20 protein-coding genes are annotated in these 12,348 nt (G+C 71.1%); 10 read left to right on the forward strand and 10 right to left on the reverse strand.

What is annotated here, in order from left to right; translation table 11 throughout:
• Together N912_RS59315 and N912_RS0147135 are read left to right on the forward strand one after the other, a co-directional pair.
• Positions 1–1,672: hypothetical protein (locus N912_RS59315; RefSeq protein WP_037070325.1), on the forward strand; the 1,672-nt coding region annotated here is incomplete at its 5' end.
• Complete coding sequence (locus N912_RS0147135; RefSeq protein WP_028927894.1) at positions 1,669–2,685, forward strand: tetratricopeptide repeat protein; 1,017 nt, start codon at positions 1,669–1,671, stop codon at positions 2,683–2,685. The genes N912_RS59315 and N912_RS0147135, both read left to right, overlap by 4 nt.
• A gap of 40 nt (positions 2,686–2,725) precedes the next feature.
• Here the strand turns inward: N912_RS0147135 and N912_RS64330 are convergent, their stop codons facing one another.
• Entirely contained in the window at positions 2,726–3,382 is a 657-nt protein-coding gene (locus N912_RS64330) for a hypothetical protein (RefSeq protein ID WP_156994437.1), read from the reverse strand.
• A gap of 292 nt (positions 3,383–3,674) precedes the next feature.
• Between N912_RS64330 and N912_RS0147145 the strand changes: the two genes are divergently transcribed.
• The 3 genes from N912_RS0147145 to N912_RS0147155 all read left to right on the forward strand — a co-directional run bounded on the left by N912_RS0147145 (position 3,675) and on the right by N912_RS0147155 (position 6,206).
• Positions 3,675–5,573, forward strand: a complete 1,899-nt coding sequence (locus N912_RS0147145) for an ABC transporter permease (protein ID WP_028927896.1) — start codon at positions 3,675–3,677, stop codon at positions 5,571–5,573.
• 106 nt (positions 5,574–5,679) lie between these two features.
• On the forward strand, positions 5,680–5,904 hold the full coding sequence (locus N912_RS0147150) for a hypothetical protein (protein ID WP_156994438.1): 225 nt from the start codon (positions 5,680–5,682) through the stop codon (positions 5,902–5,904).
• Positions 5,901–6,206 carry a type II toxin-antitoxin system PemK/MazF family toxin gene (locus N912_RS0147155; RefSeq protein WP_028927898.1) on the forward strand — a complete coding sequence of 102 codons (306 nt, stop codon included), beginning with the start codon at positions 5,901–5,903 and terminating at the stop codon, positions 6,204–6,206. Before N912_RS0147150 ends, N912_RS0147155 begins: the two co-directional genes overlap by 4 nt.
• Here N912_RS0147155 and N912_RS0147160 read toward each other — a convergent pair.
• Together N912_RS0147160 and N912_RS0147165 are read right to left on the reverse strand one after the other, a co-directional pair.
• Complete coding sequence (locus N912_RS0147160) at positions 6,196–6,639, reverse strand: type II toxin-antitoxin system VapC family toxin (protein WP_028927899.1); 444 nt, start codon at positions 6,637–6,639, stop codon at positions 6,196–6,198. The genes N912_RS0147155 and N912_RS0147160 overlap by 11 nt on opposite strands.
• A complete protein-coding gene (locus N912_RS0147165; RefSeq protein ID WP_028927900.1) occupies positions 6,636–6,926 on the reverse strand; it encodes a hypothetical protein in 291 nt (96 codons plus the stop codon). Before N912_RS0147165 ends, N912_RS0147160 begins: the two co-directional genes overlap by 4 nt.
• Before the next feature lie 65 nt (positions 6,927–6,991).
• Between N912_RS0147165 and N912_RS0147170 the strand changes: the two genes are divergently transcribed.
• From N912_RS0147170 to N912_RS0147180, 3 genes are all read left to right on the forward strand, one after another.
• Entirely contained in the window at positions 6,992–7,249 is a 258-nt protein-coding gene (locus tag N912_RS0147170; RefSeq protein WP_028927901.1) for a type II toxin-antitoxin system Phd/YefM family antitoxin, read from the forward strand.
• Positions 7,246–7,650 (forward strand): type II toxin-antitoxin system VapC family toxin, encoded by a 405-nt coding sequence (locus N912_RS0147175; RefSeq protein WP_028927902.1) that lies wholly within the window; start codon positions 7,246–7,248, stop codon positions 7,648–7,650. The genes N912_RS0147170 and N912_RS0147175 overlap by 4 nt, the downstream gene beginning before the upstream one ends.
• 115 nt (positions 7,651–7,765) lie before the next feature.
• Complete coding sequence (locus tag N912_RS0147180; protein ID WP_037070327.1) at positions 7,766–8,062, forward strand: AbrB/MazE/SpoVT family DNA-binding domain-containing protein; 297 nt, start codon at positions 7,766–7,768, stop codon at positions 8,060–8,062.
• Positions 8,063–8,065: 3 nt separating this feature from the next.
• Here N912_RS0147180 and N912_RS64335 read toward each other — a convergent pair whose 3' ends face one another.
• Positions 8,066–8,380: a hypothetical protein gene (locus N912_RS64335; protein ID WP_156994439.1), complete on the reverse strand. Its 315-nt coding sequence runs from the start codon at positions 8,378–8,380 to the stop codon at positions 8,066–8,068.
• Positions 8,381–8,730: 350 nt separating this feature from the next.
• On the opposite strand from N912_RS64335, the gene N912_RS59320 reads away from it, so the two are divergent.
• Together N912_RS59320 and N912_RS0147190 are read left to right on the forward strand one after the other, a co-directional pair.
• The gene (locus N912_RS59320) at positions 8,731–9,102 is read left to right on the forward strand and encodes a type II toxin-antitoxin system prevent-host-death family antitoxin (RefSeq protein WP_064745595.1); all 372 of its coding nucleotides are present in this window, start codon (positions 8,731–8,733) and stop codon (positions 9,100–9,102) included.
• Positions 9,099–9,380 (forward strand): type II toxin-antitoxin system RelE family toxin, encoded by a 282-nt coding sequence (locus tag N912_RS0147190; protein ID WP_028927904.1) that lies wholly within the window; start codon positions 9,099–9,101, stop codon positions 9,378–9,380. The genes N912_RS59320 and N912_RS0147190 overlap by 4 nt, the downstream gene beginning before the upstream one ends.
• Positions 9,381–9,408: 28 nt before the next feature.
• On the opposite strand, the gene N912_RS0147195 is transcribed toward N912_RS0147190, so the two are convergent.
• The 6 genes from N912_RS0147195 to N912_RS0147220 all read right to left on the reverse strand — a co-directional run.
• The gene (locus N912_RS0147195) at positions 9,409–9,666 is read right to left on the reverse strand and encodes a Txe/YoeB family addiction module toxin (protein WP_028927905.1); all 258 of its coding nucleotides are present in this window, start codon (positions 9,664–9,666) and stop codon (positions 9,409–9,411) included.
• Positions 9,663–9,935: a type II toxin-antitoxin system Phd/YefM family antitoxin gene (locus tag N912_RS0147200; RefSeq protein WP_028927906.1), complete on the reverse strand. Its 273-nt coding sequence runs from the start codon at positions 9,933–9,935 to the stop codon at positions 9,663–9,665. Before N912_RS0147200 ends, N912_RS0147195 begins: the two co-directional genes overlap by 4 nt.
• 58 nt (positions 9,936–9,993) lie before the next feature.
• Positions 9,994–10,410 (reverse strand): PIN domain-containing protein, encoded by a 417-nt coding sequence (locus N912_RS0147205; RefSeq protein WP_028927907.1) that lies wholly within the window; start codon positions 10,408–10,410, stop codon positions 9,994–9,996.
• The gene (locus N912_RS0147210; protein ID WP_028927908.1) at positions 10,407–10,658 is read right to left on the reverse strand and encodes an AbrB/MazE/SpoVT family DNA-binding domain-containing protein; all 252 of its coding nucleotides are present in this window, start codon (positions 10,656–10,658) and stop codon (positions 10,407–10,409) included. The genes N912_RS0147205 and N912_RS0147210 overlap by 4 nt, the downstream gene beginning before the upstream one ends.
• Positions 10,659–10,673: 15 nt before the next feature.
• Positions 10,674–11,333 (reverse strand): hypothetical protein, encoded by a 660-nt coding sequence (locus tag N912_RS59325; protein WP_037070329.1) that lies wholly within the window; start codon positions 11,331–11,333, stop codon positions 10,674–10,676.
• A 16-nt stretch (positions 11,334–11,349) separates the two neighbouring features.
• Positions 11,350–12,348, reverse strand: a 999-nt coding sequence (locus N912_RS0147220; protein WP_028927909.1) for a pentapeptide repeat-containing protein, incomplete at its 5' end; no start/stop codon positions are given.

The raw sequence follows: 12,348 nt of genomic DNA on the forward strand, positions 1-12,348 counted from the left end.
CGGCCACAACAACCGCGTGGTCACCGGCCCGGGCAACAACAACCGCGCGATCGCCGGCAAGGGCCACAACAACCGCGTCAGCACCGGCGCCGGCAACAACAACAAGGCCACCGCCCGAGGCGGCAACAACAACCGCGTGGTCACCGGCCCCGGCAACAACAACAAGGCGCGGGTCGGCAAGGGCAACAACAACCGCGTCACCACCGGCCCCGGCCAGAACAACCGCACCCACGTCGGCCCCGGCCGCGGCAACACCGCCAACGGCCACAAGGTCCCCCCAGGCGGCACGAGGAAGACCACCCCGCAGACGCCCAAGACCCAGCCCCCCGGCCAGCAGCCGCACAAGCCCAACGGCCCCGTCCAGCAGCCGAACAAGCCCGGCCAGCCCCAGCACCCGGCTCAGCAGGCCGGCCAGCAGCAGAAGAAGGACCCCTGGGTCCCGTCCTGGGTCAAGCCGCTGGCCACCGGGGTGTGGAAGACGATGGGCCAGTACAACCGCTCCTCGCGGACCTTCAAGGACGCCGCCACCCGGCACTTCCTCGGCAGCACCCAGATGAAGAACCTGAGCGACAGGCTCAAGAACGCCAACCTCCCCCGCGGCCAGAAGCTCGGCGACAAGCTCACCAAGGCCGGCACCAGGCTCCAGGGCTCGAAGCTCCCCGGCGCCAGCAAGCTGGGCGACAAGCTCACCAAGGCCGGCACCAAAGTCCAGGGCGCCAAGCTCCCCGGCCGCAACCTGCTCGCTAAGCCGGCCGCCTGGTACGCCAAGAACCGCTTCAACCAGGCGATGCGCTACGGCGTGAAGTCCACGGCGCTGGAACAGTTCACCAAGGCCAAGCTCGGCCCGCTCCGGCACCCGTTCCAGAAGGTCAACGTCCAGAGGTTCGACCGCAAGACGGGCAAGCTGATCGAGAAGCCGATCCGGGCCTTCAGGACCGCGGGCTTCCACGGCTACATACCGGAGAAGGTGCAGCGGGGCTTCGCCTGGACCGCGGGCGACCGGTTCAACCGGATCAAGGCGGGCCCCAAGGCCGACAAGATCAGCAAGACCACCGACAAGATCAAGAGCCGCCTGGGCCTGCGCACCCAGGAGCAGAAGTTCCCCAAGGGCCAGAACCCGCGCATCACGAACGACCCGACGGTCAAGAAGGTCCTCGAGGAGCACCCGAAGTTCCCGGTGACGACCGACATCAAGCGGGCCGGCGGGGCGCGGGTCCTGGAGACCGGCCGCCGGCTGCTGACCAAGGCGGCCGGGCCGGCCACCGTGGTCCTCGGCGGCCTGGACGTGGCCCAGCAGGTGCGCGACGGCAAGTCGCTGCACTCGGCGATCGGTAAGACCGGGTCGGGGATCGCGGCCTCCGCCCTGGCCTACGCGGGCACCGCCGCGCTTCTCGGCCCCGGCGCCGTGCCGGCCACCATCGCCATCGGGGCATCCATGTACGTCGGTGACGCCTGGTCGCGCAGCGGCGCCGGCGACGCCGTCGGGAAGGGCTTCGACAAGGCCGGCGAGCAGTTCAAGAAGGGCAATATCCTCGGCGGCATCGGCGAGGGCGCCAAGGGCATCGGGGAAGGCGTCCTGAAGTTCGGCGGGCAGGTCGGCAAGGACGTGGGGAACCTCGGCAAGGCGATCGGGAACGGCGCCAAGAAGGTCTGGAAGTCGATATTCGGATGACCGGTCTGGCCCGGCTGCGGAACGCGGTGAGCGGCCCGGCCCGGCTGCTGGTCCGTGCCGAGCGGTGGGCGGACCAGGGCCGACAGGCCGACGCGCTGGCGCTCTACGACCAGCTGATCGCCCGCTCGCCCGAGCAGATCATCGACGTGGTGGCGCGCACCAACCGGGCGGCCCTGCTGGCCGACATGGGCCACCCCGAACGGGCCGTGGCCGCCCTGGACGAGGTGTTGACCCGCCACGACCCCGACGCCCCCGGCACGCCGGAGCTGGCCCAGTACGGTTTCAGCGTCCGCGTCGACCGCGCCGGGTTGCTCGACGAGCTCGGACGGGTGGACGAGGCGCTGGCCGCCTACGACCAGCTGCTGGCCCAGTACGACAGGCACCGCTGGCCCGAGGCGCGCGAGATGGTCGACACCGCCCTGCTGAACCGGGCGGCGCTGCTGGCCCACGGCCGCCCCCAGGAGGCCCTGGACCAGTACCGGGAGCTGCTCACCCGCACCGACGACCCGCCGAACCCCAACCAGCGGATCATCGCGGCCACCAACTACGCGGCGCTGCTGGCCGAGCTGGGCCGCCCGCTGCAGGCCCTCACCGTCTACGACGAGGTGCTCGCCGAGCGCGGGGGGCCCGGCGAGCACTGGATGGTGGCCGCCGCCCGAGCCCAGCGAGCCGAGCTGCTGGCCGCGCTGGGCCGTCCCCTCGAGGCCCGGGACGGCTACCGGCTGCTGCTGGAGCGCCACCGAGGTGACGCCGACCCCCAACGTGGCGAGGTGGTCACCGACGCGCTGCTGGCGCTGGCCCGGCTGCTCGAACACCAGCTCGACAGCCCGGAGGAGGCCCTGGACTGCTACCAGCGGGTCGCGGCCGACCACCCCACCGCTACCGACGCACCGACCGAGCCCGTCGTGACCGCGCTGCGCCGCTCGGCCGAGCTGCTCGACCGGCTCGGCCGCCACCGCGAGGCCCTCGCCGCCCACGACCGCGCCGAGCGCCTGCGCGCTCCCAACCCGTGAGTGGCTAGGGGTGCCATAGCGCCCCTAGCCACTCACGGGTTCATGGCTGACGCAGGGCCTGCCGGGCATCCTCGGTCAGCTCGGCGCCGGCCGCGATCGAGGCGAGCACTCCCTGGTGGACCAGGTCCCACAACGCCGGGTTGCTCTGCAGCAACGCCATGTCCAGCACGATCACCGTCTCGGGACCGTGCCAGAGGGCCAGCGCCACGGTCCCCGCGATGTCGTCGCCGTCACCGTTCTGAGCCGCCTCCGCCTCCACCAGGGTGAGCTCGTAGAGCGGCACCCAGAGCGCCGAGGTGCCGACCCAGTCCGCCCCGGCCGCCACCGGAGCGCTGGCGTCGGAGACCAGCCAGCGCCACAACACGGTGAGCCCCACCAGCCCCAACCCCAGCACCACCGCGACCCAGACGGGTATCACGTCCACCCACGCCGCCCACCCGAACGCGCCCACGCACAGCAGCGCGACCGGGCTCGACTCCACCGCGGCGGTGGCAAACTGCGCCCGGGTCGGCACGAGCACCAGCTCCAACGCGGGCCGGTCCGGAGGTCCGATCCGCCGCCAGCGCCGCGACGGCGCGCGGGGATCCAGGTGCAGTGCCCGCACCGGATACCGGTAGGACATTCCCGAGCGCGGCGCCGCCGGCGGCCGGGGCTCCCCGAACCGGTCCGGCCGCCGAATCTCCGCGCCCGCACTCATCCCACCAACGTCTCACACCCGGGCAAGCACTCGCGCCGGAGACCTCGGAGCGGACCCACTAATGGCGAAACAGTTCACTGCACATCAACCGCCAATTCATGTGACGCTCTTCTTTCATTAAGGAAATAGGGTATTGGCTTAACTTCGACTTATGGTGGCATGCGTGGGCGGCATGAGGCGGGTATGTGCGCTGCCCGGCTGTCATACCATTTTCGAGGCCGCTTCCACAGGGCAGAAGTACTGTTCGCCGGAGCATCGCAAGCTCGCCCGCAGCCGGCGCCTGGTCCGCACCGTGAACCGCCGGGACGAGCCCGAGCGCAAGCCGCCCAGGAGTCGGGCCGCCGCCGGCCGCTCCCACGGCTACCTGGCCGGCGGCTCCACGCACCCGATCCCGCCGCGCACCAACAGCCCCTACCGCCGGCTGGTGCCCGAGCCGCGCCCGAGCCCGTGGCGGCGGTTCCTGCGCCGCCGCCGGCTGCGCCGGGCCACCGGCCCGTACTACGTCTACGAGAGCCGCCCGGACGGCCAGCCCGCCCCGGCCACGCCCGTCGCGCCGCTGCCCAGGACGCCGCCCGCGAGCCCGCCACGCACCTCGTCAAACCGCTCGTCAAGCGCGGGCGCCGCGCTGCTCGGCGTCGGACGGGGGCTCGCCCGCGGCGTGTTCGCGCTGGTCCTGCTGCCGGTCGGGCTCGTGTCCGGGATCGCGGGCAAGGCCGCCGCCGCCCGCGCCCGCACCCGTACCCGCCCGGCTCGCCCTGCTCGCCCGGCCCGCCCCGCTCGTCCGCCCTCGCCGGCGCGCGCCTACCGGACGCTGGCCCAGCAGGAGGCGGCGGCGGTGCTGGCCGGCACGCCGCTGCCCGGCGAACCACCGCCACCGGTCAAGCGCAAGCGCTCGGTCACCGCGCTGTTCGAGACCGAGAACCCGGCGCACTGGCGCTCGACGATGCCGGTCACCGAAACCCTGCGCTCGGCCATCGAGGCCGTCGCCAAGAACGGCCTGCGCTCAGCCCTGACCATGATCGGCATCATCATCGGCGTCGCCTCGGTGATCTCCCTGGTCGCCCTCGGCAACGGCATGCGCACCAACTTCGACGCCCAGTTCAGCCGGCTGGGAAACCTGATCACCGTCACCTCCACCAGCATGGGCGGACCCAAATACGGCAACGCCAAAGAACTCACCGAACGCGACGTCAAAGCCATCTCCGACCCACACCGCACCCCCGACATCGTCTCGGTCTCCCCCAGCGTCAGCGACAACGTCACCCTGACCCTCGGCCAAACCCAACTACGAACAAAAATGATCGGCGTCCAATCCAACTACCTCGAAATGATGGACCGCAAGATCATCGCCGGGCAGTGGTTCACCGACGCGCAGATGTCCGGCAACGAACGCGTCGCCGTCCTCGGCGAGGACCCCGTCGTCCTGCTCTGGGGCCGAAACGCCCGCCCCGAAGACGTCATCGGCTCCCGGGTCCGCGTCAAAACCATGGAGTTCAAGGTCATCGGCGTCCTCAAGTCCGACGGCCAGAACGACAACGTGGTCGTCACCCCGTTCAGCTCCGCGCGCACCTACCTCGTCGGCGGCAACGAGACCAGCAAGATCGACCAAATCGTGCTGCGCGCCACCAGCGTCGCCGTCCTCGACCGCGCCGCCGCCCAGGTCGCCCAGGTCATGGACGACACCCACAACATCCGCGACCCCGGCAAACGCGACTACAACGTCCTGACCTACACCAACCTGCTCAACAAAACAGCCAGCTTCATCAAGAACCTGACCCTGTTCATCGTGGCCATCGCCGGCATATCCCTACTCGTCGGCGGCATCGGCGTCGCCAACATCATGCTCGTCTCCGTCACCGAACGAACCCGCGAGATCGGCATCCGCAAGGCCATCGGCGCCAAGAGCCGCTACATCCTGCGCCAGTTCCTCTCCGAAGCCGTCATGCTCACCGGCCTGGGCGGCGTCGTCGGCGTCGGCCTCGGCGTCGGCGCCACCCTCATCGCCGCCCACTACCTACCCCCCGCCGGCTCCACCGAGGCCACCGAGACGAACTTCCCCGCCCCCATCCTCACCGCCCAGCCCGTGATCGTCGGCTTCGCCGTCAGCCTCATCATCGGCATCCTCGCCGGCATGTACCCCGCCTACCGCGCCACCCGCATGCGCCCCGTAGACGCCCTGCGCTTCGAGTAACCAGACCCCGTGAGTGGTTAGCGTTGTCATAGCAACGCTAACCACTCACGGGTTCAGCGCGAGCGCACCGTGACGCCTCTATGCACACAGCCGTACACTCCAGCGTATGAAGGAACGTATGACGATCAGCGTGGACGGTCCCGTGGCCGCCCGCGTGCGTCAGTGTGGTGCCCGCACGCGGGGCGGGGCGTCGGCCTATGTCGAGCGCCTGGTCCGCCAGGACGCGATGCGCGAGGCGACCGCCTCGGCCGCCGCCTGGTACGCCGCGCATCCGGGTTACGCCGAGCACAGCGGCGAGGAAGCCGAGCTCGGCCTGGACGAGACCGCGTGAGGCGCGGGGACGTCTACCGCTACCAGCCGGTCGTCCAGCGCGAGGCCCAGTCGAACCTGAGGTTGATCGTCTCCGACGACGCGATCAACGCCAACGACCAGCTCCCCACCGTCTTCGCCATGCACGTGGTCGCCGATGACCCTGGCGGCCTGCTCGCGGTGCGCATCGACGAGTTCGGCTGGGCGTTCGCCCTGGAGATCGACCGCCCGCTCCGGCGCCGGCTCGTCGACAAGCTCGGCGAAGCCACCGCCGAGGAGATGGAGGCGGTCGACAACGCCCTGCGCGCCACCTTCAACCTCTGAGCGGCAGGACCGGCAGGCCCTCGGCGGCGGCCGCCGCGCGGAGCTGGCGGTCGAACGCGGCGAACCCGGTCAGCTCGGGGACGACCTCGGCGACCGCCAGCGCCGAGGCGAGCTGGATCGCGTCGTAGGCCCGCAGCGGATGGGCAGCGACCAGCCGGGCGGCCCTGGCCACGATCGCCGACCGCACCGCCACCGCCAGGAAGCCGCCGGCCCCGCCCTCGGCGCCGAAGTAGTCCGCCTCGAACGCCGCGACGAGCAGCGCGGCGTCCTGCGAGGTCAGCTCGCCCATCCGGTGCTTGCGCCAGATCGCCGAGGGCACCTCCACCCGCGCCAGCACCGACACGATGATCTCGTCCGGCGGCCCCGAGGCGGCCTGCCTCGGCTCGGCCGCGTAGCGGGTGACCAGGGCCGACGAGTCCGCGAAGACGGTCACCCGCGATCGATCAGCTCGGACAGCGACGTGCCCTGACCGGCCCGAGCTCGCGCGGCCCGCAACGCCTCCGGGTCCACCCTCGGCCGGGGCACCCCCGACTCGCCCAACAGGCCGGCCCGCTGCAGCCGCTCGCGGACCCGGGCGGCCTCGTCGCCGGCCGCCGCCGGATCGGTCGCCGCGTCGAGCACCCGGGTGACGAACTCGTTCATGCTGTAGCCGCCGCGAGCGGCCACCGCCCGCACCCGATCCAGCAGCTCGTCCGAGGCCCGCCACGTCACCTGACCCATGCATGCATGCTAGCAGGCATGCATGCATCCACCTTGTAGCGCTACGAGATCGCTACGATAACGCTATGAGCGATACGATTCGCCAATCCGACCTGCGCAACGACAACGCGGCGATCATGCGCAGGGTGGCCGGGGGCGAGTCGTTCGTGGTGACGGTCAACGGCCGCCCGGTCGCGGACCTGGTCCCGCACCAGCGGGAAAGCCCCCGGCGCAGGTTCGTGCCGGCGCGCGAGATGGCCCGGGCGATGGCCGAGCTGCCCGAGGTCGACGCGCCCGGCTGGGCCCGGGACATCGCCGAGGCCGAGGACCCGTGGAACCGATGACCGGACCACGACGCGCGCTGCTCGACGCCTCGGTCCTGATCGACTATCCGGCCGATCGAGTGGCCGAGGTCGCCGACGAGCTGGCGGTCAGCGCGATCACCATGGCGGAACTGCACTACGGCGTGTCCGCGAGCCCCGACCCGCTCGAACAGCTCCGCCGCCGCCAACGCCTGCAGCTCGTCAACGAGCTCTACGACGTGCTCCCGTTCGACGCCCGCACCGCCGAGTACTACGGCGCCCTCGCCACCGCCCTGCGCTCGCGCGGCCGCAACCCCCGCCCGCGCCGCATGGACCTCCAGATCGCCGCGACGGCCGCCCGTCACGACCTCGCGCTCATCACCCACAACACGGCCGACTTCGCCGGACTCGACGAGACCATCGAGATCATCGGACTCCGCTGAGCCCGCGCCGATCCGTCCAGCCGTGCCCCGCCAACCAGGCCAGCGCGAATCGGCGAGGGCTCCGGCACCTGACGGAGTTGCCTGCTTACGGCGAAGATCGTCGTACCCTGAGAACATGGCGACACCGGAACAGACGGAGCCGGTGCAGCTGACCGCCAGCCCCGACGGGCGGGTGACGATCCCGGCGCAGCTGCGGCGTGCCGCGGGCATCGAGTCGGGACGACGGCTCGTCGCATACATCGACGACGGTCGGGTCGTGCTCGAAGAATGGGGCCACCTGCTGCGGCGGGTCCAAGGCCGGGTGGCCGAGGCGACCGGCGGGCACCCCGGCAGCGCCGTCGACGAGCTGATCGCCGAGCGCCGCGCCGAAGCGGCACGGGAAGACGCCAGCCCGACATCCCGAACGGGATAGCGGTCACCGCCGACCGGGCGTGGGCGCGACTCGACCTGGACGTGCCGGTACGGCTGATCCGCTGAGTCCCGGCGCCGGGTGCCGGGGGCAGACCGGCCCCAGCCCGCGCCGATCCGTCCAGCCGTGCCCCTCCAGCCAGGCGAGCACCGGGCCCGCGAGCTCGGATCCGCGCGCGGCCAGCTCGCCGGCGAGCATCGGCCCGTCCGCGCACAGCGCGCACTCCACCCCGGCCACCCGCTCGTGCGGCTGGCAGCCCGCGCAGTGCCGCCGCTCCAGCACCCGCCCGGGATCCCGTGGATGCGGATAAAGCCAGGTCATCGCCAGATCCTGACGATGACGCACCTGGTCACGAGGCTCGTGCCCGCAGCTCGGACACCGCACCGCGCGACGCCGACCGGCGGCGGCCAACATGCGTGAACAATATCCGGCGATCACCGCGAATTGACGTTGATCCGCCCGCGAGTCCCGCCATTTACCCGACGCCACCATTTTCCTAAAATGGAATGTTCGCGGTCCCAATGGGAGGCACCCAATGCTCGACTGTTCATGCGGTCACGGCTCATCGTGCGGTTGCCCGGCAGGCTGCAGCTGCGGCTGCAACGGCTGACCCGGACCAGTCCCTACCCCGGCAGTACTCGTACGGTTCGTACGAGTTGTACAATTGAGCGGTGACGTCGCTACCAGACGAGCTGCCGATCTCCGAGGCTCGTGACCACCTGACCGAGGTGCTCGCGCAGGCCACGTACGGAGGTCAGATTACCTACGTCACCAAACGAGGTCGCCGGGTCGGGGCGATCGTCCCGGTCGAGGTGGCCGAGGCCGCAGAGGCGGCCGAAGACGCGTACTTGTCCGGCCTGGCCCGTGACGCGGAGGCCGAGCTGGCCACCGGCGCGCCCGCCCGGCCGCTGGCCGACGTCATCGGCGACCTCGACCTCGGGCACATCGACGACACCGCCGGCGAGGACGAGCCCGATCCGCCGATCGTGCGTCAACGCAGCGAGCCACCCTCGTTCGCCCCGGAGCCCCGCCGCCGCCCGTGACCGACCAGCCCGCCAACCGGTACGCCGTCGAGCTGAGCCCTGCCGCCGAGCGCACGCTCCGCAAGCTGGACAAACCCGCCGCCCGCCGCCTCGTGAAGGCCATCGCCGAACTCAGCCGCCAGCCGCGGCCACCGGCCAGCACTCCCCTGGTCGGCCACCCCGGCGTCCTGCGCCGACGCGTCGGCGACTACCGCATCGTCTACCGCGTGCACGACGACCGCCTGATCGTCCTGGTCCTCGACATCGGCCACCGCCGCGACATCTACCGCTCCTGGTAGCGGCAACAGGCGCGCGTCTGCCCCGCCGCTAGTAGTGGTAGCGAGCCTGCAGAACGATGACGTCCTTGTCGGTGACCAGGTAGACCAGGCGATGTTCGTCGGTGATCCGTCTCGACCAGGCGCCCGGCATCGAGTGCTTCAGCGGCTCCGGCTTGCCGATCCCGTCGAACGGGTCCCGCTGCACCTCGGCGATCAGCCGGAGCAGCCGCTTGGTGACCGCGCGGTCGTTGCCCACCCAGTACGAGAAGTCCTCCCAGCCCTGGGCGTGGAAGACCAGTCGCCTCACCGCTGGTCCGCCAGCGACTCCAGCTCGGACAGGTCGCGCTCGGCCACGTTACGACCCTCGACCGCGTCGGTGTACGCGCTCAACAGGCGACGCGCGTTACGCGGCGACCGCAACAGGTACGCCGTCTCCTGCAACGCCGCGTAGTCCTCAGCGGACATCAACACCGCGTTGCCCCGCCGCGACACGATCTCTACCACCGTGCGGTCCTCGTTGACCTGCTCGATCAGCGGAAACAAGTTCCGACGCGCCTCGCTCGCCGTGATCGACATCGCCGCACCTCCCACGCTCTGGTACCGGAATATGGTACCAGTCTTGTGCTCTGGCCCGTCAGCGCTGCGCGGGCCTGAGCAGTTCGAACCGGACACCAGCCGCCTCATAGGTGGAGGTGGCGCGCTGGTCGAGGCTGATCAGGGTGGCGTCGGCGCGAGCGGCGGTGAGCGCGACAACCAGGTCATACACGGAGCCGCCGCTGATGCCGGCCGGCAGCGCCGAGTTCAGCACCTCGCCGGACGCGGGGTAGCCCAGGCGCGGTATGGCGGCCGGGAAGTGGCGGTCGATGAACGCCGCGACCAGGGACGGGGGCACGCGGCGCGCCGGCGGGAGCCTGGTCAGCACCGAGTAGGACTCAACCACCACGTGATCGACCAACGCGTCCACGCGGCCGAGCGCACGAGCGGCAAGAAGATGATCCTCGTGCCACCGGGCGAACGCCGCCACGATCACCGAGGTATCGCAGGTGATCACCGACGAGTGCGCTCCAGCAGGTCACGAACCTGGTCGGCGGTGAGGGTGGCCTCGGCGGCGTCCTCGGGAAGTTCCGCCGCGAGAAAGCCATCCCGTTCGGCAAGCGTCATCGGCGGCGCGACCGGCTCGATCTCGATCCGCCCATCGCGCTCGATGATCTCGATCTCCTGGCCGGGCTCCAGTGACGCGGCGCGGCGCAGCTGCTTGGGAATCACCACGCGCCCGGCCGCGTCAATGGTAGTTCTCATGGCAGAAATCTACCATCACGGGTGGTCGGGCGGCGGCAGATGCAGCAGGTCGCGGGTGGTGGGGTCGACTTCGGCGCCGGCGGCGGCGGAGTGGCGAAGGCCGTTGTAGAGCAGGTCCCAGAGCGCGGGGTTGGCCTCGACCAGGCCCAGCGGGAGCTCCAGGAACGTCTTGTCCGGGGCGATGATCTGCAGCAGCGCCGACGGGCCCGGGCGGCCGAAGATCCGGATGCGGGTCAGGTCGTAGGTGGAGACGAGCTTGTCCTTGTCCTCGGCGTCGCCGGCCCAGGTCGCGCCGGCGTAGACGGTGTGGGTGCGGCGGACCAGGAACGCGGTGCCGGTGCCGAGCAGGAAGGCCACGGACATGATCACGTACGGCACCGGGTCGGTGACCAGCTCGGGCGAGCCCCACATCACCAGCGCCGTGCCGCCGCCCAGGATGAGCGCGGTGTAGAGGGCGTAGGTGGCGATCGAGCGCAGCGGGCGCCGGCGCCGGGCCTCGGCCAGCTCGAGCATCGGCTCGGGCCGGTGGAACCAGTGCTGCTCGCGGGCCGGGCGGAAGCTTTCGGTGCGGCGGCCGCGTTCGGCGTGCCCGGCCCAGGCCCCGGCGACGGTGGGCGCGCGCGGCGGGCGGGGCTCACCGGTGTCCGGGTCGGGCCGGGGCGGGAGCGGGGTCAACTGGCTCCTTCGCTGGTCAGAACAGGGACTTGAAGAAGTTCCCGACGGCCTTGGCGCCGTCGCCGATCTTGTTGCCGACCCACACGGCGCCGTCGGCGATCTTGTTCGGGATGTCGGTCTGGGTCAGCACGTAGGAGACGCCGGCCCCGACCAGGATGCCCGCGCCGACCGCCCAGCCCGCGCCCGGGACCGCCAACGCCGCGACCCCCGCCTGCGCCAGGCCGGCCGCTCCGGCGCTGATGGCGATCGAGCTGCCGGTCTTGACCACCGCGTGCGGCACCGACTCGCCCTTCTTGACGCTGTCCACCACGTCCCACACGCCGAACGCGACGGTGGCCAGCCCGCCGACCTTGGTCAGCCCGCGCCGGGCCAGCTCCAGCTTGTTGTCGCCGCCGAAGTGGGCGTCGCGCAGCGCCGGCACCATGTTCCTGGCCGGGTGCTGGCCGGCCAGGCCTGGCCGGTTCATGTGGTCGAACGCCGACTGCGCCATGAACTTCTGCACCATCGTCGGCACGTTGCCCAGCGGGCGCTTGAGCCGCTCCGCCAGCGGGGTGCCCTTCGCGTGCGGCGAGGTGATGTCCTTGAGCTGGTCGGACAGGCCCTTGTACTTGGCCTCCAGCGCCCGCTCCTTCGCCGCGGTCGCCCGGTCGCCGCGCGCCTCGGCGGCGGCCGCCCGCTCGCCGTGGCGCTTGGCGGCGTCACCGAACGTCCCCTGCGCGCGCTTGAAGTTCTTCAGCCCGTTCGTTCCCAGGCTGGCCAGGAAGCGCGGGTTGGTGACGATGTCCTGGAAGGTCTTCTCCCGCTTGTCGGCGTTGTTGTTGTCGCCGTGGTGGCCGTCGCCGACGTTGTTGTTGCCGCGGTTGTCGTTGCCGATGTTGTCGTCGCCGTGGTTCCCGTTGCCGATGTTCCGGTTGCCGTGGTTGCCGTTGCCGATGTTGTCGTCGCCGTGGTTGTCGTTGCCCTGGTTCCGGTTGCCGTGGTTGCGGTCCCCGACGTTGTCGTCGCCGACGTTGTC

The organism is Actinospineispora acaciae DSM 45401 (genome assembly GCF_000620785.1).
Taxonomy (GTDB): Bacteria; Actinomycetota; Actinomycetes; order Mycobacteriales; family Pseudonocardiaceae; genus Pseudonocardia; species Pseudonocardia acaciae.

Bases quoted from the DNA above. Each gene is read 5' to 3' on its own strand.
- N912_RS0147165 (WP_028927900.1), bottom strand. From the start codon at position 6,926: ATGGGTCAGGTGACGTGGCGGGCCTCGGACGAGCTGCTGGATCGGGTG.
- N912_RS0147210 (WP_028927908.1), bottom strand. From the start codon at position 10,658: ATGAGAACTACCATTGACGCGGCCGGGCGCGTGGTGATTCCCAAGCAG.
- N912_RS0147135 (WP_028927894.1), top strand. From the start codon at position 1,669: ATGACCGGTCTGGCCCGGCTGCGGAACGCGGTGAGCGGCCCGGCCCGG.
- N912_RS0147180 (WP_037070327.1), top strand. From the start codon at position 7,766: ATGGCGACACCGGAACAGACGGAGCCGGTGCAGCTGACCGCCAGCCCC.
- N912_RS64330 (WP_156994437.1), bottom strand. From the start codon at position 3,382: ATGAGTGCGGGCGCGGAGATTCGGCGGCCGGACCGGTTCGGGGAGCCC.
- N912_RS64335 (WP_156994439.1), bottom strand. From the start codon at position 8,380: ATGACCTGGCTTTATCCGCATCCACGGGATCCCGGGCGGGTGCTGGAG.
- N912_RS0147175 (WP_028927902.1), top strand. From the start codon at position 7,246: ATGACCGGACCACGACGCGCGCTGCTCGACGCCTCGGTCCTGATCGAC.
- N912_RS0147150 (WP_156994438.1), top strand. From the start codon at position 5,680: ATGAAGGAACGTATGACGATCAGCGTGGACGGTCCCGTGGCCGCCCGC.
- N912_RS0147170 (WP_028927901.1), top strand. From the start codon at position 6,992: ATGAGCGATACGATTCGCCAATCCGACCTGCGCAACGACAACGCGGCG.
- N912_RS0147200 (WP_028927906.1), bottom strand. From the start codon at position 9,935: ATGTCGATCACGGCGAGCGAGGCGCGTCGGAACTTGTTTCCGCTGATC.